24 protein-coding genes are annotated in these 24,580 nt (G+C 58.1%); 11 read left to right on the forward strand and 13 right to left on the reverse strand.

What is annotated here, in order from left to right; translation table 11 throughout:
• Positions 1 to 178: 178 nt before the first annotated feature.
• The 4 genes from AC3I0A_RS20865 to AC3I0A_RS20880 all read right to left on the reverse strand — a co-directional run bounded on the left by AC3I0A_RS20865 (position 179) and on the right by AC3I0A_RS20880 (position 2,796).
• Positions 179 to 1,429 carry an RNA polymerase sigma factor gene (locus AC3I0A_RS20865; protein ID WP_489374319.1) on the reverse strand — a complete coding sequence of 417 codons (1,251 nt, stop codon included), beginning with the start codon at positions 1,427 to 1,429 and terminating at the stop codon, positions 179 to 181.
• On the reverse strand, positions 1,429 to 1,920 hold the full coding sequence (locus AC3I0A_RS20870) for an SRPBCC family protein (RefSeq protein WP_489374320.1): 492 nt from the start codon (positions 1,918 to 1,920) through the stop codon (positions 1,429 to 1,431). The genes AC3I0A_RS20865 and AC3I0A_RS20870 overlap by 1 nt, the downstream gene beginning before the upstream one ends.
• 26 nt (positions 1,921 to 1,946) lie before the next feature.
• Positions 1,947 to 2,291, reverse strand: coding sequence for a YciI family protein (locus AC3I0A_RS20875; protein WP_489374321.1), 345 nt, complete (start codon positions 2,289 to 2,291; stop codon positions 1,947 to 1,949).
• Positions 2,292 to 2,361: 70 nt separating this feature from the next.
• Positions 2,362 to 2,796, reverse strand: a complete 435-nt coding sequence (locus AC3I0A_RS20880) for a YybH family protein (protein WP_489374322.1) — start codon at positions 2,794 to 2,796, stop codon at positions 2,362 to 2,364.
• Between the two features lie 188 nt (positions 2,797 to 2,984).
• Between AC3I0A_RS20880 and AC3I0A_RS20885 the strand changes: the two genes are divergently transcribed.
• A complete protein-coding gene (locus tag AC3I0A_RS20885) occupies positions 2,985 to 3,470 on the forward strand; it encodes a GNAT family N-acetyltransferase (protein ID WP_489374323.1) in 486 nt (161 codons plus the stop codon).
• Positions 3,471 to 3,535: 65 nt separating this feature from the next.
• Here AC3I0A_RS20885 and AC3I0A_RS20890 read toward each other — a convergent pair whose 3' ends face one another.
• Positions 3,536 to 4,033: a GNAT family N-acetyltransferase gene (locus AC3I0A_RS20890; RefSeq protein ID WP_489374324.1), complete on the reverse strand. Its 498-nt coding sequence runs from the start codon at positions 4,031 to 4,033 to the stop codon at positions 3,536 to 3,538.
• Between the two features lie 84 nt (positions 4,034 to 4,117).
• Here AC3I0A_RS20890 and AC3I0A_RS20895 point away from each other — a divergent pair, with 84 nt between their 5' ends.
• Complete coding sequence (locus AC3I0A_RS20895) at positions 4,118 to 4,462, forward strand: hypothetical protein (protein ID WP_489374325.1); 345 nt, start codon at positions 4,118 to 4,120, stop codon at positions 4,460 to 4,462.
• A 46-nt stretch (positions 4,463 to 4,508) separates the two neighbouring features.
• Here AC3I0A_RS20895 and AC3I0A_RS20900 read toward each other — a convergent pair whose 3' ends face one another.
• From AC3I0A_RS20900 to AC3I0A_RS20910, 3 genes are all read right to left on the reverse strand, one after another.
• Positions 4,509 to 4,997 carry a GyrI-like domain-containing protein gene (locus tag AC3I0A_RS20900; protein ID WP_489374326.1) on the reverse strand — a complete coding sequence of 163 codons (489 nt, stop codon included), beginning with the start codon at positions 4,995 to 4,997 and terminating at the stop codon, positions 4,509 to 4,511.
• A gap of 67 nt (positions 4,998 to 5,064) precedes the next feature.
• Positions 5,065 to 5,691 (reverse strand): LysE family translocator, encoded by a 627-nt coding sequence (locus AC3I0A_RS20905; protein WP_489374327.1) that lies wholly within the window; start codon positions 5,689 to 5,691, stop codon positions 5,065 to 5,067.
• 25 nt (positions 5,692 to 5,716) lie between these two features.
• A protein-coding gene (locus AC3I0A_RS20910) for an IS3 family transposase (protein ID WP_489378534.1) occupies positions 5,717 to 7,269 on the reverse strand; the annotation gives its coding sequence in 2 pieces (ribosomal slippage) (positions 5,717 to 6,807 and positions 6,807 to 7,269; 1,554 coding nt in all).
• 381 nt (positions 7,270 to 7,650) lie between these two features.
• Between AC3I0A_RS20910 and alaC the strand changes: the two genes are divergently transcribed.
• Complete coding sequence (gene alaC, locus AC3I0A_RS20915; RefSeq protein ID WP_489374328.1) at positions 7,651 to 8,871, forward strand: alanine transaminase; 1,221 nt, start codon at positions 7,651 to 7,653, stop codon at positions 8,869 to 8,871.
• Positions 8,872 to 9,102: 231 nt separating this feature from the next.
• Here the strand turns inward: alaC and AC3I0A_RS20920 are convergent, their stop codons facing one another.
• Both AC3I0A_RS20920 and AC3I0A_RS20925 read right to left on the reverse strand, forming a co-directional pair.
• Positions 9,103 to 10,455 (reverse strand): GntP family permease, encoded by a 1,353-nt coding sequence (locus AC3I0A_RS20920; protein ID WP_489374329.1) that lies wholly within the window; start codon positions 10,453 to 10,455, stop codon positions 9,103 to 9,105.
• Positions 10,456 to 10,540: 85 nt separating this feature from the next.
• Positions 10,541 to 11,074, reverse strand: coding sequence for a gluconokinase (locus tag AC3I0A_RS20925; protein WP_489374330.1), 534 nt, complete (start codon positions 11,072 to 11,074; stop codon positions 10,541 to 10,543).
• A gap of 214 nt (positions 11,075 to 11,288) precedes the next feature.
• Between AC3I0A_RS20925 and gntR the strand changes: the two genes are divergently transcribed.
• Complete coding sequence (gene gntR, locus AC3I0A_RS20930; protein WP_489374331.1) at positions 11,289 to 12,320, forward strand: HTH-type transcriptional regulator GntR; 1,032 nt, start codon at positions 11,289 to 11,291, stop codon at positions 12,318 to 12,320.
• Between the two features lie 53 nt (positions 12,321 to 12,373).
• Here the strand turns inward: gntR and AC3I0A_RS20935 are convergent, their stop codons facing one another.
• Positions 12,374 to 13,669: an SLC13 family permease gene (locus AC3I0A_RS20935; RefSeq protein ID WP_489374332.1), complete on the reverse strand. Its 1,296-nt coding sequence runs from the start codon at positions 13,667 to 13,669 to the stop codon at positions 12,374 to 12,376.
• Positions 13,670 to 13,934: 265 nt separating this feature from the next.
• On the opposite strand from AC3I0A_RS20935, the gene AC3I0A_RS20940 reads away from it, so the two are divergent.
• The 3 genes from AC3I0A_RS20940 to AC3I0A_RS20950 all read left to right on the forward strand — a co-directional run bounded on the left by AC3I0A_RS20940 (position 13,935) and on the right by AC3I0A_RS20950 (position 18,452).
• Positions 13,935 to 14,822, forward strand: coding sequence for a LysR family transcriptional regulator (locus tag AC3I0A_RS20940; RefSeq protein WP_489374333.1), 888 nt, complete (start codon positions 13,935 to 13,937; stop codon positions 14,820 to 14,822).
• Between the two features lie 540 nt (positions 14,823 to 15,362).
• Positions 15,363 to 17,468 (forward strand): TonB-dependent receptor, encoded by a 2,106-nt coding sequence (locus AC3I0A_RS20945; protein ID WP_489374334.1) that lies wholly within the window; start codon positions 15,363 to 15,365, stop codon positions 17,466 to 17,468.
• A 546-nt stretch (positions 17,469 to 18,014) separates the two neighbouring features.
• Positions 18,015 to 18,452, forward strand: coding sequence for a GNAT family N-acetyltransferase (locus tag AC3I0A_RS20950; RefSeq protein WP_489374335.1), 438 nt, complete (start codon positions 18,015 to 18,017; stop codon positions 18,450 to 18,452).
• A 48-nt stretch (positions 18,453 to 18,500) separates the two neighbouring features.
• On the opposite strand, the gene def is transcribed toward AC3I0A_RS20950, so the two are convergent.
• Both def and AC3I0A_RS20960 read right to left on the reverse strand, forming a co-directional pair.
• On the reverse strand, positions 18,501 to 19,040 hold the full coding sequence (gene def / locus AC3I0A_RS20955) for a peptide deformylase (protein ID WP_489374336.1): 540 nt from the start codon (positions 19,038 to 19,040) through the stop codon (positions 18,501 to 18,503).
• 2 nt (positions 19,041 to 19,042) lie between these two features.
• Entirely contained in the window at positions 19,043 to 19,987 is a 945-nt protein-coding gene (locus AC3I0A_RS20960; RefSeq protein WP_489374337.1) for a YihY/virulence factor BrkB family protein, read from the reverse strand.
• A 317-nt stretch (positions 19,988 to 20,304) separates the two neighbouring features.
• Between AC3I0A_RS20960 and AC3I0A_RS20965 the strand changes: the two genes are divergently transcribed.
• The 4 genes from AC3I0A_RS20965 (at position 20,305) to AC3I0A_RS20980 (ending at position 24,578) form a co-directional block, all read left to right on the forward strand.
• On the forward strand, positions 20,305 to 20,682 hold the full coding sequence (locus AC3I0A_RS20965; RefSeq protein WP_419115231.1) for a hypothetical protein: 378 nt from the start codon (positions 20,305 to 20,307) through the stop codon (positions 20,680 to 20,682).
• 225 nt (positions 20,683 to 20,907) lie between these two features.
• Positions 20,908 to 23,412 (forward strand): glycerol-3-phosphate 1-O-acyltransferase PlsB, encoded by a 2,505-nt coding sequence (gene plsB, locus AC3I0A_RS20970; protein WP_489374338.1) that lies wholly within the window; start codon positions 20,908 to 20,910, stop codon positions 23,410 to 23,412.
• Positions 23,413 to 23,462: 50 nt separating this feature from the next.
• Positions 23,463 to 23,861 carry a YbaY family lipoprotein gene (locus tag AC3I0A_RS20975; protein ID WP_489374339.1) on the forward strand — a complete coding sequence of 133 codons (399 nt, stop codon included), beginning with the start codon at positions 23,463 to 23,465 and terminating at the stop codon, positions 23,859 to 23,861.
• A 27-nt stretch (positions 23,862 to 23,888) separates the two neighbouring features.
• Positions 23,889 to 24,578: a DUF4197 domain-containing protein gene (locus AC3I0A_RS20980; RefSeq protein ID WP_489374340.1), complete on the forward strand. Its 690-nt coding sequence runs from the start codon at positions 23,889 to 23,891 to the stop codon at positions 24,576 to 24,578.
• The last annotated feature ends 2 nt before the right edge of the window (positions 24,579 to 24,580 follow it).

The raw sequence follows: 24,580 nt of genomic DNA on the forward strand, positions 1-24,580 counted from the left end.
GGCAGGCGTAAGTCACTCTATGGGGCAAACCCATTGTGGCGAGGGAGCTTGCTCCCGCTGGGTCGCGCAGCGGCCCTAAAATTGGCGACGACGTTTCATCAGGTAGAACGGAGCGTCAGGTTTTACGACTGCTTCGCAGCCGAACGGGAGCAAGCTCCCTCGCCACAGGGGGGGTCTGCTAAAACTGTTTCAGCTCTTCAAGCTTTCGCTCGATAAACCGCCGCTCCGGCAACTGCCGAGTCAATTCAAGGGCGCGCTGCCAAGCCTCTCTGGCCTCATCGACACGTCCTAGCTGCCGACAAAACTCCGCCTTGGCCGAATGCGCCAGGTGGTAATCGAGCAACTCGCCTCGCGCCAGAATACCCTCGATCAATTCCAGTCCGGCCAGCGGACCATCACGCTTGGCCAGGGCAGCAGCGCGGTTCAGTTCAATCACCGGCGAAGGCATCGCCCGCAGCAGCACGTCATACAGACCGACGATCTGCACCCAGTCGGTCTCCCCGGCGGTTGGCGCTTCGGCATGCACCGCTGCAATCGCGGCTTGCAGGCAGTATGGACCGAAGCGCCGAGTACTCAGCGCCTGCTCCACCAACATGCAGCCTTCGGCGATCAGCTCGGCATTCCACAGAGAGCGGTCCTGTTCATCCAGTACAATCAACTCACCCGTCGCTGAAGTTCGGGCCGGGCGTCGCGACTCATGCAGCAACATCAGCGCCAGCAACCCCTTCACCTCCGGTTCCGGTAGTAGCTCCATCAGCAAACGAGCAAGGCGTATGGCCTCGGTGGTCAGATCTTCCCGGGTCAACTGCGCGCCCATCGAAGCCGAATAGCCTTCGTTGAACACCAGATAAATCACCCGCAATACGCTGTCCAAACGCTCGGGCAGCTCGGCCATGGACGGCACTTGATAGGGGATCTTCGCGTCACGAATCTTCGCCTTGGCGCGCACGATGCGCTGGGCGATGGTGGTCGGCGCGGTGAGAAAGGCCCGGGCGATTTCCTCGGTGGTCAGGTCGCAGATTTCCCGAAGCGTCAACGGCACCTGAGCGTCCGCCGCCAAGGCCGGGTGGCAGCAGGTGAAGATCAAACGCAGGCGATCGTCTTCCACGTCTTCCTCGCTCCAGTCAGCCTCTTCCAGCTCATCCAGCTGGCTGACCAATGCCGCCCGGGATGCGCTGAAGCGCGCCCGCCGGCGCAATGCATCAATAGCCTTGAAGCGCCCGGTCGACACCAGCCAGGTGCGCGGATTGTCCGGCACACCGTCACGCTGCCAGCGCTCGACCGCGACGAAGAAGGCTTCGTGCAAAGCCTCTTCAGCGAGGTCGAAATCGCCAAGCAAGCGAATCAGGGTCGCAAGGATTCGCCGCGACTCGGTGCGATAAACCGTCTCGACCAGCGCCCTGACCGCCCCGCTCGCCTCGCCCGGCATCAGTCGGGCATGCCTTCGGTCACCAGCGTTACCAACCGGTCCAGGCTTTGGCCCCAGCCATCATAAAAGCCCATCGCCTCGTGAGCCTGACGATCCTCTGCAGTCCAGTGCATGGCGCACGCGGTGTAAAGGGTTTTGCCATCCACCTCTTCAAGGGTCACTTCAGCGGTCATGAAGGGTTTTTCCGAGGGAATCCAGCCCGGCTTGAAGGCATCGGTGAAAACAATCCGCTGGGGCGCGACGATCTCCAGATAGACGCCCTGGGTCGGATACTCGCTGCCGTCCGGTGCGCGCATCAGGGTGCGAAACTGGCCACCGACCCACAGGTCCATCTCACATTCCGGCGTGGTCATGCCATGGGGCCCCCACCACTGCGCCAGCAACTGCGGCTCGGTCCAGGCGCGGAAAATCCTGCTGCGGGGTGCATCAATCAAACGACTGATGGATAACTCGAATTTGGCGGGCTGCCGTTTGCTGAGTTGAGCGCTCATCGGGGACTTCCTGCTTATGATTGTTATCAGGGATTCAATTCACGTACGGGGCGCACTTCAACGCTGCCGACCCGGGCCGCCGGGATGTTGCCGGCGACCTGGATGGCCTCGTTGAGGTCCTTGGCATCGATCAGATAGAACCCGGCCAACTGCTCCTTGGTTTCAGCGAACGGGCCGTCGGTGATCGACAGCTTGCCGTTGCGCATGCGCACGGTGGTGGCGGTCTGCACCGACTCCAGCGCCTCGGCGGCGAGCATCCGGCCACTGCCCTGAACCGACTCGGCGTAGGCCAGGCATTCAGCATCCTCAGGGCTGTCGGGATGGCTGTGCAGCTGATGCTCGTCGCTGTAGACCAGGCATAGATATTTCATGAAATTCTCCATCATCAAGCTGATCAACTATGGCTGCTGATTCGGGATTTGGCGAAAATCCCGACAAAAATCAGGGTTGCAGGTCGAACAAGACCGTACCGCTCATCATGTCGAACGGTGCCGACCAGTGCTCATGCACCACCCGCCATTGGCCATTGATGCGTTGATAACCGGCAGTCACCCGCATCCAGCAGGCTTTGGTTTCACCTTTCTCGTCCGTCCCGCCGCAATGGGCCAGCCAATGGGCAAAAGCGCTGTCAGCGGCCGGCACGACGTGCAGCTGGTGAAACTCGAAAATACCGGGGCCGGGGCAGACTTTCATGCACTCCTCCCAGTGCGCGCGGTAGGCCACTTTGCCTTTGAATTGCAGGGCGGTCACGGCATCGAAGGAGGTGATGTCGTCGGCGTAATAGCTGACAATTTTCTCGATATCCTTGGCGATGACGGCTTGCTGCCAGGACTCGATCAGGGCGCGGATTTCAGTTTCGGTGGTGTGAGTGTTCATGACGGTTCTCCTTGCGATTGAGGTGCAGAGGGTCATCGAGCCGCCTGATAGGCGGCAGTTAAATCGTGAAGACACCCCTAGTCGTATGGCACACACCGAAATCGACAAGTTCGACCTCTTGCGACAAAAATATTGTTGCCCACCGCAAACTCGTTAGAATCCGGATCTCACATTTGTCGGTACCGCTCGTGACTACTCAGCTTGTGCCCTACGAAAGCCTGACCCCGGTTCAGCGCCAACAAGTCGAAGCCATCGAAATTCTCCCGCAACAAAAGGAATTCTCCGGCGATATCGACAGCGCCTTGCACGCCCTGCGGTCCAACGCCAACCCCGGTGTCAAAGGCTTTGCCCTGCTTGCGCAAGAGGTGCCCGTGGCCTTCCTGCTGCTCAAACGCCCGCCGTGCCTTCCCCATTGGGCCGATGAAGACACTGCCACCCTGCACGCCTTGCAAGTCGACCACCGCGCCCAAGGCAAAGGCTATGGCAAAGCCTGCCTGCAAGCCTTGCCATACGTCGCTCGCCAGGCCTGGCCTGAAATCAATGGATTGATGCTCTCGGTGGACGCCCACAACGAAGCGGCGCTCAATCTGTACCTCAAGCAAGGTTGGGTCGATACCGGCGAAGCCTACAAAGGCCGGATCGGCTATGAACGCAGGCTGGCCCTGGCGTTCTGAATGCGCGGCAGTCTTTATTGAACCCACAAAAAAGGGCCGTTCTGAGGCGGCCCTTGGCGTTTACATCACAGACTCAACGCCATCTCATGCCACGCCATTCCACCATGGTCGGAGGCTGAAGCCTTGAGGTAGATAAAACCGAACTGCTCATAAAACGGCACGTGCCGCTCCTTGCACATCAGATTGATGCTCGCCTTCTGCATTGCGCGCATGCGCTCGATGAACTCGCTCATCAAGCGCTTCGCCAAACCTTGTCCCTGATAATCCGGATGCACCACCACCGACATGATCACCACATGCGGGCCATCCGGGTCGTGGCCGATCAGTTCCTTGAAGGCTTCGTCGGCCATTTCAACCTGCCAGGCGGCGCCGGAGTTGATGAAGCCTGCGACCCTGCCATCGATTTCAGCCACGATAAATCCCTGAGGCCAGGTGGCGATGCGCGTGGCAATTTTCTCCCGGGTTGCGGCTTCGTCGCCTTCGTAGGCAACCGATTCGATGGCGAAACAGCGGTCCAGATCAGCGGGCATAACCTGGCGGATGACAGTGTTTGACAATTTCATGGGAGACTACGGCTACCTTGTAAGGTGAAGATGACAGGCGCGACGGTCGTCGATTCTAACAATAGCTGAGGACGGGGAGCTTCAATGGGGCGGATCTTGAAACAACTCTGGTCGCAACTCGATGAAGGCGTCGTCAAGAATGTCTTCGACAATCTCAGAAACTTTCTGATGTGCGCCCTGCTGTTCGCCGCTGGCAACGATGCTTTATACGGCGACTCACGACTGCTTATGGGCTTGTTCGTTTCTCATGTGGCCGGTTGGGGGCTGATCATCCTGGCAGCGGTCCTGATGCTGTTGAATATCTGCGATGGCCTGAAAAGGCTTTCGAAGTTGCGCTATCACGTAGCCCTTCAAGTGCTGGTGTGTTTGTTCTACATCGTCTTTGCCGAACGCGTTGTCGAACTGGTCTGGAACTACAGATCGCCTTGATCGCGGGCAGTGCTCCTTTCTGCCCACAATTGACTACAAGGCCGATTCAATCGGGCTTGAGGGGCAGCCAAATTTCCAGGACACCGTCCCCTGTTTGCGGATTGAAGTCCGCGCTGTAACGCTCGAATTCCGGCGCATCCGCGGCTTCACGACCGGACTGCGGCAGCCAGGTATTCCAGATGTATTGAAAGGTCTGGGGCAAGGTAGCCAACGAGCCTTTGTGTTCGAACACTGCATAGTGCTGCGGCTGTACTTCGATCCAGCGGTATTGCTCAGGCAAGTCATCGAGCTTGCTGATTTCAACACCGGCGATGTATTCAAAACCGCCCTTGCCGTCCGGGTTGCAACATATGCCGTAGGTCACGTCGCCCTTTTGGCCCGGGACTTTTCCGATATGCGGAATGAATTTTTCCCAGAGTTGCGGGATCCGCGCAGCCGTTTTCGCGGTAAATCGTCCGCCAAGACCTGCGATCAGCAGGAAATGACCGTGTTCGAAGCGCGGTTCAGCCCTTTCGACGTGTGCTTGTTCATCCATGACTCAACTCCTGGAACAAAAAAGTAGGTTCGGCTGGGAGTATAGAAGCCAAACCCGATTCGCCCAGTCAGAGGCCGGGAAGTGGCGTGACGCTGGCCGGGCCGACGAACTCATTATAGCCCGATGTAATCACGTAGACCGCGAAATAGCAGAAGATCGCTGCAGATGCCAGGTATGAGTAACGCAATAGTTTGTCGCCCAACAACTTCCCGCCCTGGGTAGCGGCAAGACATACGCCGCCACACCAGAGCAGACCGGCACAGAAGAATCCCGCCAGAAATAACCCGGAGCTGAGCAGCCCCCCGCCACTGGAACGAGCAATGAGCGTCCCGCCCACCGCAGCGAACCAGAGGATGGCGCTCGGCGACGACATTGCCAGAAAGATCCCGCGGAAAAACTCCCGCCGATGGGAGCCGCCGCTGACTTCGCCTGCCTCGGCCAAGGCCGTCTGATGGTAGATCGCCGAATAAATCATTTTCGCTGCGAAGTACAACAACAGCGCTGAACCGCCGATCCACAGCACTAAGCGCACCGTCTCGTATTGCAACAGCACGGTCATGCCGGCCAGTGCCAGCAGCGCGTAGATCAAATCCCCCACGCAGGTCCCGAGCCCAAGGGCAAAACCCTGGAAATAGCCGCGTTGCATGGCCAGGGTGATCATCGCGATATTGGCCACGCCGACGGCGTTTTTCAAGGTAGTTGTCGCGTCAACCGTCTAACTATGCCGCTCTTTTCTCGACCTGTTGCTCTCGATCCGGGTTCAACAGCACGGTGCCGATCGGTTCCCAGTTACGTGTTCGACCCGACCACCGTTCCGGCTTATTCGCTTTGGCTCGTTCGTACAGCTCATGTCGCCGGGCCAAGACCTGATGGTCCAGTCCTCGATGCCGCTCAGCCGGTGTGACGAACCGGATACGGCTATGCCGGTGCTCGTGGTTGTACCAACGCATGAAATCCCTCACCCACGCTCGTGCCGCGTCCAGACTGGCAAAGCCTTCCTGCGGCCATTGCGGGCAGTATTTCAGCGTTCTAAACAGCGACTCCGAGTAGGGATTGTCGTTGCTGACCCGCGGTCGTCCCCGCGAGGGCGTGATGCCCAGTTCGTACATCTTGCTCAACAGCGTCACCGATTTCATCGGCGCTCCGTTGTCCGAGTGCAGCACCAGCGGTTCGTGTAAACACTGCTCGCCGATTACGCTGCGTTGCAGCAGCGCGGCAGCTTTCTCGCCGCTTTCCGCGTCGTAGACCTCCCAGCCCACGGCCTTGCGGCTGTAAATATCCTCGATCAGATAGAGGTAGTAATACTGGCCGCGTATCGGCGACGGCAGATACGTGATGTCCCACGACCACACCTGATTGGGCGCTTTGGCCGCATGCGTCGTCGGTGCTGCGTACCGCCTGGGGCGCTGACTACGACCTCGATACTGCTGTTGACCCGCTGCACGCAAGACGCGATAAAACGTCGCCTCCGACGCCAGATAACGCCCTTGATCGGCCAGGCGCGGCACGATCTGGCTCGGCGGTAGGTGGGCGTACTCCGGGCTGTTGCACAGCGTCACAAGGGCCTGCCGCTCAGCCTCGTTCAGTGCATTTCGCGGCGTTGGCCGTGTGACTGTCGTTCGGGCATCGGCCTGGATAACGTCTGTTTCAGTCCACCGTTGCAAGGTCCGCAGCGATAGACCGATTTCCCGGCAGGCTCTGATTTTTCTGGCTCCCGCCGCGACCGCTTGGCTCAGCCAGTCAACGAGTAACTGCCGTTCTGGCAAAGACGTCAGTTGTCCTCGTTGTCGGTCCCCCAGTAGTCGTTGAGCTTTTTTCGCAGCACCAACAACGCGGCTGTTTCAGCGAGCGCCTTGTCTTTGCGGCGCAGTTCGCGCTCAAGTTCCTGGATGCGTTTCTTATCTTTGCGAGACTGCTCCCGATCGTCTTTTTGCTGGGCCTTTTCTGACTTCTGGCCGGTGATGAAGGCTTGTCGCCACGCGGTGATTTGCTCGGGGTAAAGGCCTTTGCGGCGGCAATACTCGCCCAGGTCGATCTCGGACAAACCGGCCGCTTCAAGGACGACAGCAAACTTGGTTTCGGCTGACCAGTTCTGGGTCGATTGCTTGTTTTCGGACACTGCACTTCCTTCAGAACTGAGCTGCTTGCGCCAGTTGGACAAAGACATTTCGCTGACCCCTTCGCGCCGGGAAACCTCGGCCATCGACAGGTTCAGTGGGGGAAGCAGCATCTTGAGTAATGCGGCTCTGCGTTCAGGTGAATAATACGGCACGACCAGTCTCTTTCCGCCCCCGATATGCTTTTTTAGGAAAATTCGGAGAGGCGACAACTATCCTGACACCGGGGGCCGATATCCAGGCACAGCGAAAGGCTCAGCAGGAAGCCACTGGTAAATTCCATCGTTCATTCCATCGAAAGCGGTGAGTAGTCGGCGGGCATCAAACGCAGCGTTTCAACCCAAAGCACGTATCGGTTGTATCGCAGAAAAATGCAGCGTTGGTAAATGTGCCGAATACTGCCGCAAACGGCCATCGAAATATTTGATCACAGGCGCTGGACAACTCGCCATCGCAGCCCTTATCTTGCGCCACAGGCCACCGCAGTGGCCAACGTCGCTCGGACGGTTCCGGGCGCTTACGTACCAGAGGCAACAATGGCAGACCACGGTTCGCCGCGCCGCTTTGCGCGCATAGATCGACTCCCCCCTTACGTATTCAACATCACTGCCGAGCTGAAGATGGCCGCCCGTCGTCGTGGCGAAGACATCATCGACTTCAGCATGGGCAACCCCGACGGCGCCACGCCGCCGCATATCGTCGAAAAACTCGTCACTGTTGCCCAGCGTGAAGACACCCACGGCTACTCCACATCCAAGGGCATCCCACGCCTGCGTCGGGCGATTTCCAATTGGTACAAGGATCGCTACGAGGTCGATATCGACCCGGAAAGCGAAGCCATTGTCACCATCGGCTCCAAGGAAGGCCTGGCGCACTTGATGCTCGCCACCCTCGATCAGGGCGACACAGTACTGGTGCCCAACCCCAGCTATCCGATTCACATCTACGGTGCGGTGATTGCCGGCGCCCAGGTGCGTTCGGTGCCGCTGATACCCGGCGTGGATTTCTTCGCCGAACTGGAACAGGCGATTCGCGGCTCGATACCCAAACCGAAAATGATGATTCTCGGCTTCCCGTCCAACCCCACCGCGCAGTGCGTGGAGCTGGATTTCTTCGAGCGGGTGATCGCCCTGGCCAAGCAATACGATGTGCTGGTGGTCCACGACCTGGCCTACGCCGACATCGTCTTCGACGGCTATACAGCCCCGTCGATCATGCAGGTGCCGGGCGCCAAGGACATCGCGGTGGAGTTTTTCACCCTGTCCAAGAGCTACAACATGGCGGGCTGGCGCATTGGTTTCATGGTCGGTAATGCCGAACTGGTCAGCGCTCTGGCGCGGATCAAGAGTTACCACGACTACGGCACATTCACCCCGCTGCAGGTCGCGGCCATTGCGGCGCTGGAAGGCGATCAGCAGTGCGTGAAAGACATCGCCGAACAATACCGCCAGCGGCGCAATGTGCTGGTCAAAGGCCTGCATGAACTGGGCTGGATGGTCGAAAACCCGAAAGCCGCGATGTACGTCTGGGCCAAGATTCCTGAAGCCTACGCACACCTCGGCTCACTGGAATTCGCCAAGAAGCTGCTGGCGGAGGCCAAGGTTTGTGTGTCGCCGGGAGTGGGTTTTGGTGAATACGGCGACGACCATGTGCGCTTTGCACTGATCGAGAATCAGGACCGGATTCGCCAGGCAGTGCGCGGGATTCGCGGGATGTTCAGGGCGGATGGGCTGGTGCAGAAACCCAGCGCCAGTTAAACCGCTTTCCCGGGCTAGCCTGAGTGCCAGTAAGCTAAGGTCCGACACAAGACCTGTGGCGAGGGAGCTTGCTCCCGCTCGGCTGCGTAGCAGTCGTAAAACCGACACCTGCGTTCTATCTGAAGATACGTGGTGCCTGATTTCAGGGTCGCTTCGCGGCCCAGCGGGAGCAAGCTCCCTCGCCACATTACGGTGCCTTGACCGGCATTGGGGCTTGCCCGCTAAGCTTTTTTAGATCACCAGCGACAGCAGCAGGATGAAGATCAGCGCGACGATGGAGAGGATGGTTTCCATCGCGGTCCAGGTCTTGAAGGTTTCGGCGACGGTCATGTTGAAGTACTGCTTGACCAGCCAGAAGCCCGCATCGTTGACGTGAGACAGAACCAACGAACCTGCGCCCGTTGCCAGTACCAGCAATTCAAGATTGACGCCTGGAATCATCCCCACCACCGGCACCACAATGCCCGCACCGGTAATGGTTGCCACGGTCGCCGAACCGGTGGCGACACGAATCACCGCCGCCACCAGCCATGCCAGCAAAATCGGCGAGATCTGCGCGTTCACCGCCATATGGCCGATCACATCGCCCACACCGCTGGTCACCAGCATCTGCTTGAAGCCACCGCCAGCACCAATGATCAGAATGATTGCCGCGGTCGGCGCAAGGCTGGAGTCGAGCAGTTTGAGAATCCTCTTCGAATCAAACCCGCTCTTGTAACCGAAGGTGTACAGCGACAGCAGCAAGGCCAGCAGCAAGGCAGCGATCGGGTGGCCAATCATGTCCATCCAGTTGCGCACACCGTGACCTTCAGGCAGCGCCACATCGGCGAAAGTCTTGAGCAACATCAGGAACACCGGCAACAGCACAGTGATCAGGGTGATGCTGAAGCTTGGCAGCGTGGAGGCTTCCGGCTCATGGGCCAGTTGATCCACCAGCTCCTGATTCGGATGACCCGGAATGTATTTGGCGATGAACGTACCGAACAAGGGGCCGGCAATGATGGCGGTCGGCAGCGCGACGATCAGACCGTAGAGAATGGTTTTGCCAATGTCCGCACCGAATATACCGATGGCCAGCAACGGACCCGGGTGTGGCGGAACCAGACCGTGAACCGCAGACAGACCGGCAAGCAGCGGGATACCGATTTTGATCAGCGACACGCCGGTACGCTTGGCGACGATGAACACCAGCGGAATCAGCAGCACGAAGCCGATTTCGAAGAACAATGGAATGCCGACCAGAAACGCCGCGAACATCATTGCCCATTGCACGCGCTCTTTGCCGAACGCCTGAATCAGGGTGCGGGCAATCTGATCCGCCCCGCCCGACTCGGCCATCATTTTGCCGAGCATGGTGCCCAGCGCCAGGATGATGCCGACAAACCCAAGAACACCGCCGAAGCCGTCCTGGAAGGACTTGATGATCTTGTCCACAGGCATGCCCGAGGTCAGCCCGAGGAACGCGGCAGCGATGATCAGTGCAATGAACGGATGAAACTTGAACCGGGTGATCAATACGATCAGCCCGATGATAGTGACCACTGCATCAAGCAGCAGAAAGGACTCGTGGGACATGCCAAACATGGGGTGACTCCTGTTTGTTGTTGTTATAAAGCGGCTATAAACAAACCGTCTGCTAATGGGACAGCGCTATCTTTTGCAGTAAAACTCATACCGCCAGTTTCAACCCATGTTCGAGCCACCAGGCATTGGCCAGCTCAGCGAGGCGTTCAACACTATGCGTGGACGCGTCGAGAGCCAGGGTCAGCGGTTCACCGACCGGCGACTCGAGCGTGGCAAACTGACTGTCGATCAAGGTCGAAGGCATGAAATGGCCCGGACGATGGGCGACTCGCTCAGCAGCGACTTGCGGAGTCAGCTCGAGGAATACGAAACCCAACCCCGGCAAAGCCCGGCGAAGGCGTTCCCGGTAGCTGTGTTTGAGGGCCGAACAGGTCAGCACCGGACGCCGGCCACTGGCATCGACGCGGCGCAGTTCATCGCACAGGCTGTCGAGCCAGCCGGCACGGTCGTCGTCGTTCAAGGGAATGCCCGCGCTCATCTTTTCGATGTTGGCGGCAGGGTGGAAAGTGTCGCCTTCGATGGCGGTAGCGCCGCTGATTCGGCACAAGGCCTCGCTGACGCAGGTTTTGCCGCAGCCGGCGACGCCCATGATGACCAGGGCGGTGATGGGTTGATTCATGTAACACCTCAGCACGCAGACAGCGCTATCTTTGCTAATTGAAACACTAGTGCAAAAATAGATTCTGCCGACGCCTTCTTGTCATTTTTATGGGTTGCAGCATGTGCCGTTTCGACGCCGAAGGGTGGGATCAGGCAAACCACACTCAAGCATTTGCAGCCGCGTCGAGACAGCGCTACCTTAGTGCCTTGAATTTTGTTTGGCAAGCCGTCCGATGACCTCTTCTAAAAACGACAAAAATACCCGCACCACGGGCCGCCCTACCCTGAACGAAGTTGCACGCCTGGCCGGTGTCAGTCCGATCACCGCTTCCAGAGCCCTGCGCGGCATCAGCAGCGTGGCCACCGAACTGGTGGAAAAAGTCCAGCAGGCCGCCCTCGAACTGAACTATGTGGTCAACCCCGCCGCCCGCGCGCTGGCCTCGGCCCAGAGCCATTCTGTGGTGGTTTTGGTGCCTTCGCTGTCCAACCTGCTATTCATCGAAACCCTCGAAGCCATTCACACCGTACTGCGGCCCAAAGGCTTCGAAGTGCTGATCGGCAACTATCACTACTCGCGCGATGAAGAAGAAAACCTGCTGCGCAATTACCTGGCCTACCAGCCTTGCGGCCTGTTGTTGACCGGATTCGACCGCACCGAAAGCGCCCGACGGATGGTCGAGGCCAGCAGCATTCCTTGCGTCTACATGATGGACCTGGACCCCGGTGCCGGATTGAACTGCGTCGGCTTCTCGCAACTGAGCGCCGGCGAGACCGCGGCCGAGCACTTGATTTCACGCGGTCGCAGGCGATTGGCCTTCATCGGCGCGCAACTCGACCAACGCACGCTGTTGCGTGGCGAAGGTTTTCGCCGGGCGCTGCAAAAAGCCGGTTTGTATGACCCCGATCTGGAAATCCTGACCCCGCGCCCGTCGTCGGTCGGTCTGGGTGGCGAGTTATTCCTGCAATTGATGGCCAGCCATCCGCAGGTCGACGCGATCTTCTTCGGCAACGACGACCTGGCCCACGGCGCCCTGCTCGAAGCCATGCGCTGCGGCATCAAGATCCCGCAGCAAGTGGCGGTCCTGGGCTTCAACGACCTGCCCGCCTCGGCTCACATGGTGCCGCGTTTGAGTAGCATCAGCACCCCGCGAGAAGCCATTGGCCGCCGCGCCGCCGAGCAGATGTTGACCCTGATGGCCGGCAATACCGTGGCCAAACCGGTACAGGACATGGGGTTCGAACTGATGGTGCGCGAGAGTACTTAGCTGCACGTTCGGCGACACGGTTCAAGGAATTGGCCGTGCCTGCCGCTGCAGGATCATGGTAACCAACCCAGAAAGACGAACCATCCGTAATTGATGGGCGCCAATACAACAAACGTGATGAATGCAAGCGCTAGACTCAATCGCAACGCTGCCACGAAAGGGATTCTTCCCATTTCAATAGCGAGAACAATCGGAGAGGCTTGGTAAGGCAGAAGCGGTGTTGAAAAGCCGATGACCTGAATCATCAGAACACTAAGTAATGGAAACCCGGATGCAGTGGCTAACGACTGTGCCAAGGGAGTAAATAGCGCGGGTACTCCGTTCGCTGTAACCACAAAGTTGAGCAGCGTGGAGAAACCTACGATTGAGGCATAACTGCGCAACGGCGAGGCCGGATCCAACGGTGCGAGGGTGAGTACTTCATTGCCGATTAATGTTCCGAGTCCGCTTTGTCCTACAAGTGCGGCGAGTCCGAGGATTGCTGCGACATAGACCGCGGTCCGATGATTTACCTCTTGACCAAATTCTTCACTGGACACAAAGCCGATTCGGGGAAGGAGGCATAGGCAAGCTGCCACGAGACCGATCCATGCCGGGGAAATACCGTGGAAGGAGTCGGTTAGCCAGAGTCCCAGAGTCATCAAAAGGAGTATTCCCAACCTCTTCTCCTCCGGACTCAAAGGGCGAGTTGGTTCCACCTCTATACTTTTTTCCGCTTTATCTGGAAACAACCAGACGATGCATGCACAGAGTGCTAGTCCCTTCAGAAGGCCAAGTACGGGCGCGTGCAGTATCAGATAAGGCAGATAGGATAGCTGCAGCCCGTACGTGGTATCGATCGCCCCCGCCATAACAAGATTTGGAACATTCGCCGGCAGAATGGATGCCGAAAGCTGGAAGGTTCCAAAGCCGACAGCCAGTGAAAGACCTATACGCCCGGGACGTTTCTCCCTGAACCCCACTCGATCAGCAAGCGCCAGGACAATCGGCATCAGAAGTGCAATACGTCCCATATTGGAAGGCATAACAAAGGCAAGCGCGTAAGTGAGGCCGACAATACCAAAGACCATTTGTGGATATGATCTGGAAAGATGGGCAGCGAGTACCCTCGCACATCGAGCGGCCAATCCTGTCTTGCGAATAGCGATTCCAATGACATAGCCGCTGATAACGAGCCAGAATGCGGCCGAGGTAAACCCAGAGAAGATCAAGGAAGCGGGCGCAACATGGAGGATCATCGCGAACGCGAAGAACAAAAGTGCCGTCAAGTACTCTGGAAGTCTGCGTGTTGCCCATAACCCGATTGTCACAGCTACCAAACCGGCCACGGTAATGAGTTGCACATCCATGTTGCTTTCCTATGTTCCGCGGATTCGGTTTTACGTCTTGATTTAACTCAGTTCCTGCAGTCCGCATTCATGGACCGATGCTGCCCCTACGCCCCTTTTTCACGCAATTGTCGAGTTGGTTTCATATGAAGCTCTCCTGAATCTCGGACCGTAAACGTTCTGACCGCACCACTGACGACATCTTTGGCGCAGAAGAAGCATGGCGCCAGACAAACAAAATGTCTAATATTTAGAAAATACAGAATCAGTATCTTTGGAGTCCTAATTGGAACTCAGGCATCTACGTTATTTCGTCGTCACGGCCCAAGCGGAGAACTTCACACGAGCAGCCGAGCAACTCGGGATTGCCCAGCCTCCGCTTGGACAGCAGATACGTGATCTGGAGGATGAAATCGGTACGCCGCTTTTCCACCGGGTAGGACGCGGCGTCATACTCAGTGATGCAGGTAGGGTATTCCTGGTATCAGCACAAGATATTCTTGCGCGTGCCGAGGAAGCCCAAAAAAATGCGCGGCGCGCCGCACGAGGAGAGGTCGGCTCGTTGAATCTGGGATTCACTGAATCTGCTTCGTTCAACGATACAGTCACCGGCTTGATCAGCCGCTACCAGCGACAGCACCCCAAGGTGGAGGTAAACCTTGAGGAGAACGACAGCGAATCTCTTATTTCCAGGCTCGGCCGTGGAGAAATTGATGCCGCGTTTGTCAGACCTCCGTTTGCTATGGGTGGCGACATTGAGTTCATCCCCTTATCCGAAGAACCACTTATTGTTGTCCTGCCTGACGGCCACCCCTTAACGTCACGCAAGCGTCTGTCGCTTGTTGATTTACGGCAGGAGAACTTCATCCTGTATTCGCGAAAGTCCGGTTATGGTCTGAGTGCCGATATCGTGGCCGCTTGCCGGCAATGTGGTTTCAATCCGACCATCCGTCAGCAGGCGCCCCAGTTATCGTCCGCTGTTAACCTGGTATCTGCGGGGATGGGTATCGCCGTGGTACCCGCATCGATGCAGCGAATTCAACGCGATGGCCTGCACTACAGAGCGCTTCAGCTTGATTGGCCCAAGGCCATACTTGGCTTGGCCACGCGAAAGGCGAATCGATCAACAATGGTCGAAGACTTGATTAGTTCGACTAGCGAAGTGCCCAAGTGATTCAGAGTAGGGTCTGTCAGTCGGGTGCAAATCGGTGGTCGGTGCGGGACATGGGTTTCAGTACCCAGGCGAACACGCCCACCCACAAGATCGAAGCCCCGTAGTTGATCCGCTGATACAGACCAAACCCCTCCCCGGCTGCAACTGCCTGCCCCATCAACGGTTCGATTTGCCGATTGAGTACCCGTAAACCCGCAGGATGAAAAAAATTCCGGGCACCCGAAAGACCTGCTCAAACCCTTCCCCCGCCCAATGTTTCCGGGCACCTGAAGTTCGAAAAGCCCGTCCCAGGGCCTTCCCAACAACATCAATAATAACGCTTATCATTGGCGCCCGCATTTTCAACAGGTACTCTCTGCGCGTTTTTGACACGCTGTGCCTGGCCTTCCACGGCTGGCCCCTCTAGCGCAAGGACCGGAGCGACTCGGCCTGAGTGCTTCTCAGATCATCGCCTTCTCGCCGGAGTTCGAGACGAAATTTCCGATGGTGCTGTGGCCCTGCACCGCCAATACGCCCTCAAAACTAAAAAAAGACCGCACCATGACCCGTACCAAGCTATCCCTGTTGATCCCGCTGATTGGCTCCTTCAGTGCCCCGACCTGGGCCGAAGAAACCGAGCAACCGGCCTCTCTGAACCTGCAAGCCACCGTCGTCTCGGCCACCCGCAGCGAAGCGAGCATTGCCTCGATTCCAGGCTCGGTACAAGTCATCGACGAACACCAGATCCGTGAACAGAGCGGCGCCGGTCGTCGAGTGTCCGACATCCTTGGGCAACTGGTGCCGGGCATCGCACCGTCCACTGGCGGCATGAGCAACTTCGGTCAGACCCTGCGCGGGCGCAACATGCTGGTATTGATCGACGGCGTGTCGCAAAACGCTACCCGTGACAACTTCCGCCAGCTGAACAGCATCTCGCCTGCCAGCATCGAGCGCATCGAAGTGGTATCCGGCGCGAGCAGCATCTACGGTGCCGGCGCATCGGGCGGCATCATCAACATCATCACCAAGCGCAACCAGGGCCAGGACATCGCGTTCAGCAGCAAACTGGGAATGAGCAGCGGCAACAACCTCAACCGCAAAGGCTTCGCCTACGAGGCGTTCCAAAGTGCGACAGGCCGCCAGGACGCGCTGGACTGGTATGTCTCGGCAGACATGACGCAACGCAACGACCAGTTCGACGGCAACGGCAACCGCATTCCTCAGGACACGTCCCAAGGCAGCAACATGGACACCGAAACCTATGACCTGCAAGGTCGGTTCGGTTATGAACTGGATGCCGACAAGAAGCTCAGCCTGTCGCTGCAAGACTACAAGGACCAGCAGGACACCGGTTACACCAAAGCCTCGCGCAATGGTGAGGCCGTCGCGGTCAAGGGCTTGAAGCTCGACGACCAGCCCTACACCCATAACCAGGCGGCCAATCTCAACTACGCCGACAAGGACTTTTACGGCCAGGGCCTGCAAGTCGAAAGTTACTGGCGTCGTGCCGATGCGTTGTTCTTCCCCGACCTGTCACGGGGCAAGGCCGGCGTCTCCGACAACAACAGCGTGCAAGACGTGTATGGCCTGCGTGCGGCCATCGACACCCCGCTGCCGTCGATCGGCAATGCTACCGGCAATCTGGTCTGGGGCGCCGACTACAACCACGAGCGCTCCCGTCAGCGCGGCGACCAATACAGGGTCAACGGCCTGAACTACACCAAGACCGGCACCACCTATGAACTGGGCCCGGACATCGAAACCACCACCAAAGCGCTGTTCGGGCAAATGTCCTGGGACATCGCCGACTGGACCCTGCGCGGCGGCATACGGCGCGAGTGGATCGAAAGCGAAGTCTCCGACAGCATCGCCTATGGTGAAATCGTCCAGACCGGAAACCGCGCGACCTTGCCCGGCGACACCCTCAAATATGATGCGACCCTCTACAACCTGGGGGCGGTCTATCACCTGAGCGAAAATCAGGACATCTTCGCCAATTACAGCCAGGGTTTCTCACTGCCCGACATCCAACGCTTCCTGCGGGACGTCAACAGTCGCTTCGATATTCAGACCCTCAACGCCCAGGCGATCAAGGTCGACAGCTACGAGCTGGGCTGGCGCGGCAATTGGGACAAATGGCAAGCCGACGTCACCCTGTATGAAAACACTTCGGACGTGACCCAGTTCTACGACGCCACTGATCGCGTACTGCGTCTGATCAACCAGAAGGAACGGGTACGCGGCATTGAAAACAGCCTGACCTATCGCCCGACCGATCACTGGTCGGTGGGCGGCACCTACGCCTGGGCCAAAGGCGAAACCGAGCAGGACGGTAAATGGATCGACCTGCCGGCCACCCGCATTTCACCGGCCAAAACCACCTTGTTCGTCGGCTATACCGCGGATGACTACAGCCTGCGTCTGCAGGGCATGCGCCTGAACAGCTATGACGCCGCCGCCAAGGACAACAACGGCCGCGACATCGAAGGCTACACCCTGGTGGACCTGCTCGGCTCGGTGGAACTGCCGGTCGGCCGTGTCGAAGGCGGGATCTATAACCTCACCGATCGCAACTACCAAAACCTGTTTGCCCAGGCCAACGCCCGGGCGCCGTATGCCAATGCTGAAGGTCGCACAGTGAGTGTGAGTTATTCGCTAGATTGGTAAGCAGCCGCACCGGCAAACACGTTGCCGACAGGTTTCTGGTTGCTCTTTAAGCGTCTCAAGCAAGAACTGAAAAGGGTTCTCTATCAGGCTGCAATGCCTGGCAGGGAACCCTTTCTTGGTTAGATCATTCGCGGGCAAGCGAACGGCGCCCGGCCCTTCCCACAAGGGCTACACAATACCGACAGATGAACGTCGACTTCATCCCTCTCTATGCAATAGCCCGGGGAAATCTTGCAGATCAATTGGTTACTTGCTTAGAAGTGAAAGCGGAGCCCGATGGCCGGGCTCCGTGAAAGACGACTCAGTGACCGAACACGCCGACCTTTTTGGCTTTCTTGTCGGCGCGTTTTTCATCGGCGGTTTTTGCCGGTTTTTTCTTTGCAGCTTTCTTTGAATCCATGCCTTTGGCCATGATGCACGCTCCACTCATACGGGATGTAATATGAGGTATAACACCTATTGCGCAGCAGAGTTTCATTTCAACGATTTAAAATTTTTTGCCCCTCATCGTCCTTCATAGCTCTTTGCAGAAAGTCCTCTCAAACCATGCCAGACCTACATTTCAGCCCGCTTGCCGAGCCGCTGCGTCCGCTGCTGAACAAGTTCTATCGCCTGCACAACTCGCCGATGCGCGCTGCCAGCGAGGGCCAATTGTGGGTAGCCAAACAAGGGGAGATCGTTGCCGGACTGTGCCTGACACAGGTTGCCCAAGGGCATTGGTTGACCGGGTTGTTCGTCGATCCGGCATGTCGAGGCCAAAGGATTGCCACGCAACTGGTCGAACGTGCCGTTGCGCATACCGATGGACCGGTCTGGCTGTTCTGCCAGCCGGACCTGCAGACGTTCTACGAGGGTGTGGGGTTTTCCATCGATCCGCAGCTGCCGCGATCCCTGACAGATCGCCTGGCTCGCTACACTCGCACTAAGCTACTGATCGCCATGGGCATAAAACCGTTGTTTCGGTCGACCTCGGAAAATGTGTGACTGAGCGCTGAATGCCGACTTGCCCGCGAAGAGGCCCGAACAGACGCCTCAATCGTCCGCCCCAGGATCCATATCCGGAAACATCACATCGATAAACCCAAACTTGCTGAAGTCGCTGATCCGCGACGGGTACAACCGGCCGATCAGGTGATCGCATTCATGTTGCACGACGCGGGCATGGAAACCCGAGGCGATGCGCACAATCGGCTCGCCCTTGGGGTCGAAACCTTCATAGCGAATCTGCTGATAACGCTCCACGGCACCGCGCAATCCCGGTACCGATAGACAACCTTCGAAGCCCTCTTCCAGGATCGGACTCAATGGTGTGATCAGCGGATTGATCAGGATGGTCTGTGGCACGGCTTCCGCGTCTGGATAACGTTCACTGTGCTCGAAGCCAAAGATCACCAATTGCAGGTCGACGCCCACCTGCGGTGCGGCCAGGCCGACGCCACCCACATGCTCCATGGTCTGGAACATGTCATCGATCAGTTGCCAGAGTTCCGGGCTGTCGAACATCTCCAACGGCACCGGCGGGGCAATGCGCAGCAGGCGATCGTCGCCCATTTTCAGGATTTCACGGATCATGTTCAGACTTCGTCAGTGGTCGGCTTGAGCGAGTGATCCCGTCCCAGTCCCGAAACGTGGTGTTTTTCGTCGTCCCCGTTGAAGTCCTTCTCGCCAGGATGCTTGTCATGGGTCGACATGTGATCGATCGCCGCGTTCATTTCCGCGCCGAGCAACAATGCCGCCGCAGAAATATAGAAATACAGCAGCAATACGATAATCGCACCGATACTGCCATACATGGCGTTGTAATCGGCGAAGACTTTCACGTAATAACCGAAACCCAGCGAGGCGAGGATCCACACCACCACTGCCAGCACCGAGCCTGCGGTAATCAGGCGGAACTCCTGCTTCACGTCCGGCATGACGTAATAGATCAATGCTACGGCGACCATCAGCAACACCACGACCAATGGCCAGCGCACAAGGGTCCAGACGGTGACGATAAATTCCTCCATGCCAATCTGCTGTGCCAGCCAGTTCATCGCTTGCGGCCCCAGGACCATAAACGCAGCGGCGATCAACAGCATTCCGGCGATACCGATGGTGTAGATGATCGACAGCGGGAAGCGCTGCCAGATCGGCCGCCTTTCAACCACGTCGTAAGCGGCGTTCATCGCGCTCATCATCAGCCGCACGCCGGCCGAAGCCGTCCACAGCGCAATCACGATACCCACTGAAAGCAGCCCGCTATTGGATTGCTGGAGCTGGTCGATTACCGGGTTCACCTGCTCCAGGGCTTGCGGCGGCAGCACCAGCTCCGATTGCAGGCGCAACCAGGAGAAAAAGTCGGGAAGGTGCAGAAAACCAATCAGAGCGATGAGAAACAATATGAAGGGAAACAATGAAAACAGCATCTGATAGGCCAACGCCGAGGCATAGGTCGACATCTCGTCGGCGACGAATTCGGTGACGGTGCGGGTCAGAACGCGATGCAGCGGTAAACCTTTCAAGTTCGGAAAAATCATAGCGTCTCCTTCGCCGCAAAAAGGTTGAAGTCGTTGGCGACTCAGGGGCCGTTTTCTACATCAAAGTAGCTTAATTGACCGCGTTGAAACAGTTTCGTTGTTTGACAGTGCTACTGATGGTGTTTTTCCCGGTAGAAACAGGGCGATGAGCCCTATTACGTAAAGATTGATCCGGGGCCGTTGCGCAGAGTTTCATTTATTTTCACGGCGCCATTTCATCGCCGCGCGCAGGTTTGGCTTTATGTTTCTCCCTCAACCCCCGAGAATGCGCAACGTATTCAGGCCGTGGCGCTGAAGATCCAACCCGTAGGAATGTTATGAAACTCGATAAAGCGCAGGCCATTGCCCGCAGAAACCAGGAACTCGGCGGCGCCGTGCTGGGCGTCAATAACTGCCATTTCACCGAATTGAATCGCAACAAGAACATCTGGTGGTTCGATATCCCCGTCAGCCGCCTGGCCATCGGTCAGTACGAGTGGATTCACTTGCTGCTGCACACCCCGAGCACCGATCAGTTGCTGCACTTGAAAGTGCCGACGGTGTTCCTGCGCGAGAAGATGGAAGGCCTGGTGGTACGCAACCAGGGTAAACGCAAGCCCACCGTCAGCTTGGAGCTGAGCGCCGACAAGGACGCCTTCCTTGAAGACGTGCGCCCGGCCGGTACGGGCGTGAACTTCGCGAAATTCTTGCTGTAACCGCCGAAGTTTCCAACGCAATACAGGTCACTGAAAAAATCCGCAATCCGATAAGGATTGCGGATTTTTTATGTCTGTAACACAGGATCCGGATACTGTTCTGGACCGGCATAAAACCCCCTCGAAACAAGTTTACTTCCCCGCTTTTTTGCCGATTTTCGATGAATACGGCACACTACCGGCGCCCGAGCGCTTGCTCGGTTTTTTAACTCACGCAGAAGCCGTATGACCCGCTCCCCGTTCCGCCGTCTTGTGTTTGGCACCTTGCGCCGACTGCTGTACCTCTGGGTTCGCTCGGAGACAATCAACCAGTCGTCCTTCACCCTCAACCTCGACCGCAGTCGTCCGGTGTTCTACGTCCTGCAAAACCCGTCGCTGACCGATCTGGCCGTGCTCGACACCGAGTGCAGCAAGGCCGGTCTGCCGCGCCCGGTGTTACCGGTGTCGGTGGGCAATCTGCTGGAGCCTGCCGCCTTCTTCTACCTGACGCCGGAACCCGACTGGCTTGGCCGCCAGGACAAACGCGGCGCGCCGCCAACGCTGACGCGACTGGTCAGCGCCTTGAGCCAGAACGCCGCCGAGGACGCGCAAATCATCCCGGTCAGCGTGTTCTGGGGCCAATCCCCGGACAGCGAATCGAGCCCGTGGAAGCTGCTGTTCGCCGACAGCTGGGCCGTCACCGGCCGTCTGCGACGCCTGCTGAGCATCATGATTCTGGGACGCAAGACCCGCGTGCAATTCTCGGCGCCCATTCATCTGCGTGAACTGATCGAACACAACAAAGGCCACGAGCGCACCGTGCGCATGGCCCAGCGAATTCTGCGGGTGCACTTTCGCAACCTGAAAGCAGCAGTAATCGGCCCGGACATTTCCCACCGGCGCAATCTGGTCAAAGGCCTGCTGAATCAGCCGCTGGTCAAGCAGGCGATCCTCGAAGAAGCCGAACGCGAAAACATCTCCCCGGAGAAAGCCAAGGCTCAGGCCCTGCGCTACGGCAATGAAATCGCCTCGGACTACACCTTCACTGCGATCCGCTTTCTCGAAGTGGTGCTGAGCTGGTTCTGGAACAAGATCTACGACGGCATCAAGGTCAACCACATCGAAGGAGTGCAGGCCGTCGCCCAGGGTCACGAAGTGATCTATGTGCCTTGCCATCGCAGCCATATCGACTATCTGCTGCTGTCATACCTGCTGTTTCGCAACGGCCTGACCCCGCCGCACATCGCGGCCGGGATCAACCTCAACATGCCGGTGATCGGCAGCCTGTTGCGTCGCGGCGGGGCGTTTTTCATGCGCCGCACCTTCAAGGGCAACCCGCTCTACACCTCGGTGTTCAACGAGTACCTGCACACTTTGTTCACCAAAGGCTTCCCGGTGGAGTACTTCGTCGAAGGCGGCCGCTCGCGCACCGGACGCATGCTGCAACCCAAGACCGGGATGCTCGCCATCACCCTGCGCAGCTTTCTGCGCTCATCGCGGATGCCGATTGTTTTCATCCCGGTCTACATCGGCTACGAGCGGGTGCTGGAAGGCCGAACCTACCTCGGCGAATTGCGTGGTGCGACCAAGAAGAAAGAATCGATCTTCGACATTTTCAAGGTCATCGGCGCCCTCAAACAGCGTTTCGGCCAGGTCGCCGTCAACTTTGGCGAACCGATCAAACTGGCCCAGTTCCTCGACCAGGAACAACCCGACTGGCGAACCCAGGAGCTCGGCCCGCAGTTCCGCCCGGCATGGCTGAACGAAACCACCAACCGCCTCGGCGAGCGCGTGGCTCGGCACTTGAACGAAGCCGCAGCGATCAACCCGGTCAACCTGGTGGCGCTGGCCTTGCTCTCCACCAGCCGTCTGGCCCTGGATGATCGCGCCATGGCGCGAGTCCTCGACCTGTACCTGGCGTTGTTGCGCCGCGTGCCCTATTCGCCTCACACCACATTGCCGGAAGGTGATGGCCGCGCGCTGATCGAGCACGTGAAAGACATGGACCTGCTTTCCGAGCAGAGCGATGCCTTGGGCAAGATCCTTTATCTGGACGAGCAGAACGCCGTCCTGATGACCTACTACCGCAACAACGTGCTGCACATCTTCGCCCTGCCGGCGCTGCTGGCGAGCTTCTTCCAGAGCAACTCGCGCATGAGCCGCGAACAGATCCTGCGCTACACCCGTGCGCTGTATCCCTACCTGCAATCGGAGCTGTTTATCCGCTGGTCGCTGGAAGAACTGGATGCGGTGATCGATCAATGGCTGGAAGCCTTCGTCGAGCAAGGTCTGCTGCGCTTCGAGAAAGAGGTCTACCTGCGTCCGGCACCGAGTTCGCGACACTTTGTGCTGCTGACCTTGTTGTCCAGGAGCATCGCGCAAACCCTGCAACGCTTCTACATGGCCATCTCGCTGCTGCTCAACAGCGGCCAGAACAGCATCAGCGCCGAAGAACTGGAAGACCTCTGCACCGTCATGGCCCAGCGCCTGTCGATCCTGCATGGCCTGAACGCGCCGGAGTTCTTCGACAAGAGCCTGTTCCGGCACTTCATTCAGACGCTGCTCGATCTCGATGTACTGCGTCGTGATGAGGCCGGCAAACTGAGCTATCACACACTGCTCGGCGAACTGGCCGAAGGCGCGGCCAAGCGGGTATTGCCAGCGGAAATTCGCTTGTCGATCCGTCAGGTGGCGCTGCATCGCAGTGAAGATGCGGCCGATCAGGTCGATGGCCCGCAGCAAACCGACTAAATTGTTTCAGGCGCCAGCCTGCTGCTGGCGCCATCGATACGGAGATCAGGATGAAAAAACTCTCGTTGCTCGCGCTCACCACTCTGCTCGGCGCCTGCCAGACCCTGCAACCAGCCGCCAAAGCCACTCTCGACGGCGAAGTGTTCTACCTGCAACGCATCGCCCTGCCGCCAACCGCGACATTGAGCGTCAGCTTGCAGGATGTTTCCCTCGCCGACGCGCCTGCCATCGTGCTGGACGAACAACGCGGCCAGGTCAAAGGCCAGGTGCCACTGCCTTTTCACCTCAACTACGACCCGGCCCAAGTCAAACCCGGCCATCGCTATTCAGTCAGTGCGCGCATCGAAGTGGACGGCAAACTAATGTTCATTTCCACTGAACATCACGGCGTACAACTCGACGGCAAAGATCCGCAACCATTGAAAATCCGCGTCGACGCGGTACGTTAACCCACTCTATTGATTAAGGAAGCTGCCATGCTCCGTCCTTCCCTTCGTTTCGCCGGCCTGTGTGCGGGCTTGTTGATTTGCGCCAATGCGCTGGCCCTGTCCCTCAACGATCTTTCACAGCAAGACGCCACCGGCGGGCTCAAGGATGCCTTGACCCAAGGCGCGCAGATCGCCGTCAAACAATTGGGCACTCCAGGCGGCTTCAGCGGCAACCCGGACGTGAAGATCGAGTTGCCGGGGCAACTGGGCAAGGTGGCCAAGAAGATGAAGCAGTTCGGCATGGGCGCCCAGGTCGATGAGCTGGAAGCCAGCATGAACAAAGCGGCTGAAGCCGCAGTGCCACAAGCCCAGGCGCTACTGGTAGATGCGGTGAAGAAGATGAGCGTGGACGATGCCAAAGCCATTCTCAGCGGTGGCAAGGACTCAGCGACTCAATACCTGAGTAAAACCAGCCGCGAGCAAATCCGCGTCAAGTTCCTGCCGATCGTCAAGCAAGCCACCGATCAGGTTGGCCTGGCCAAGCAATACAACTCCTTCGCCGGCCAGGCCGCGACCCTCGGCGTGCTCGACGCGAAAGATGCCAATATCGAAGGTTATGTCACGGAGCAGGCACTGAACGGCCTGTTCGAAATGATTGGCAAGCAGGAAGAAACCATCCGCCAGAACCCGGCGGCAGCGGCCACCAGCCTGGCGAAGAAGGTGTTTGGGACGTTGTAGAT

It is taken from the genome of Pseudomonas sp. KH_024_B2 (assembly GCF_057839965.1).

Bases quoted from the DNA above. Each gene is read 5' to 3' on its own strand.
- AC3I0A_RS20960 (WP_489374337.1), bottom strand. From the start codon at position 19,987: ATGATTTTTCCGAACTTGAAAGGTTTACCGCTGCATCGCGTTCTGACC.
- AC3I0A_RS20965 (WP_419115231.1), top strand. From the start codon at position 20,305: ATGAAACTCGATAAAGCGCAGGCCATTGCCCGCAGAAACCAGGAACTC.
- AC3I0A_RS20875 (WP_489374321.1), bottom strand. From the start codon at position 2,291: ATGAAATATCTATGCCTGGTCTACAGCGACGAGCATCAGCTGCACAGC.
- AC3I0A_RS20980 (WP_489374340.1), top strand. From the start codon at position 23,889: ATGCTCCGTCCTTCCCTTCGTTTCGCCGGCCTGTGTGCGGGCTTGTTG.
- AC3I0A_RS20865 (WP_489374319.1), bottom strand. From the start codon at position 1,429: ATGCCGGGCGAGGCGAGCGGGGCGGTCAGGGCGCTGGTCGAGACGGTT.
- plsB (WP_489374338.1), top strand. From the start codon at position 20,908: ATGACCCGCTCCCCGTTCCGCCGTCTTGTGTTTGGCACCTTGCGCCGA.
- AC3I0A_RS20920 (WP_489374329.1), bottom strand. From the start codon at position 10,455: ATGTTTGGCATGTCCCACGAGTCCTTTCTGCTGCTTGATGCAGTGGTC.
- AC3I0A_RS20925 (WP_489374330.1), bottom strand. From the start codon at position 11,074: ATGAATCAACCCATCACCGCCCTGGTCATCATGGGCGTCGCCGGCTGC.
- AC3I0A_RS20950 (WP_489374335.1), top strand. From the start codon at position 18,015: ATGCCAGACCTACATTTCAGCCCGCTTGCCGAGCCGCTGCGTCCGCTG.
- AC3I0A_RS20890 (WP_489374324.1), bottom strand. From the start codon at position 4,033: ATGAAATTGTCAAACACTGTCATCCGCCAGGTTATGCCCGCTGATCTG.
- def (WP_489374336.1), bottom strand. From the start codon at position 19,040: ATGATCCGTGAAATCCTGAAAATGGGCGACGATCGCCTGCTGCGCATT.
- AC3I0A_RS20870 (WP_489374320.1), bottom strand. From the start codon at position 1,920: ATGAGCGCTCAACTCAGCAAACGGCAGCCCGCCAAATTCGAGTTATCC.
- AC3I0A_RS20880 (WP_489374322.1), bottom strand. From the start codon at position 2,796: ATGAACACTCACACCACCGAAACTGAAATCCGCGCCCTGATCGAGTCC.
- alaC (WP_489374328.1), top strand. From the start codon at position 7,651: ATGGCAGACCACGGTTCGCCGCGCCGCTTTGCGCGCATAGATCGACTC.
- AC3I0A_RS20895 (WP_489374325.1), top strand. From the start codon at position 4,118: ATGGGGCGGATCTTGAAACAACTCTGGTCGCAACTCGATGAAGGCGTC.
- AC3I0A_RS20975 (WP_489374339.1), top strand. From the start codon at position 23,463: ATGAAAAAACTCTCGTTGCTCGCGCTCACCACTCTGCTCGGCGCCTGC.
- AC3I0A_RS20900 (WP_489374326.1), bottom strand. From the start codon at position 4,997: ATGGATGAACAAGCACACGTCGAAAGGGCTGAACCGCGCTTCGAACAC.
- AC3I0A_RS20945 (WP_489374334.1), top strand. From the start codon at position 15,363: ATGACCCGTACCAAGCTATCCCTGTTGATCCCGCTGATTGGCTCCTTC.
- gntR (WP_489374331.1), top strand. From the start codon at position 11,289: ATGACCTCTTCTAAAAACGACAAAAATACCCGCACCACGGGCCGCCCT.
- AC3I0A_RS20935 (WP_489374332.1), bottom strand. From the start codon at position 13,669: ATGGATGTGCAACTCATTACCGTGGCCGGTTTGGTAGCTGTGACAATC.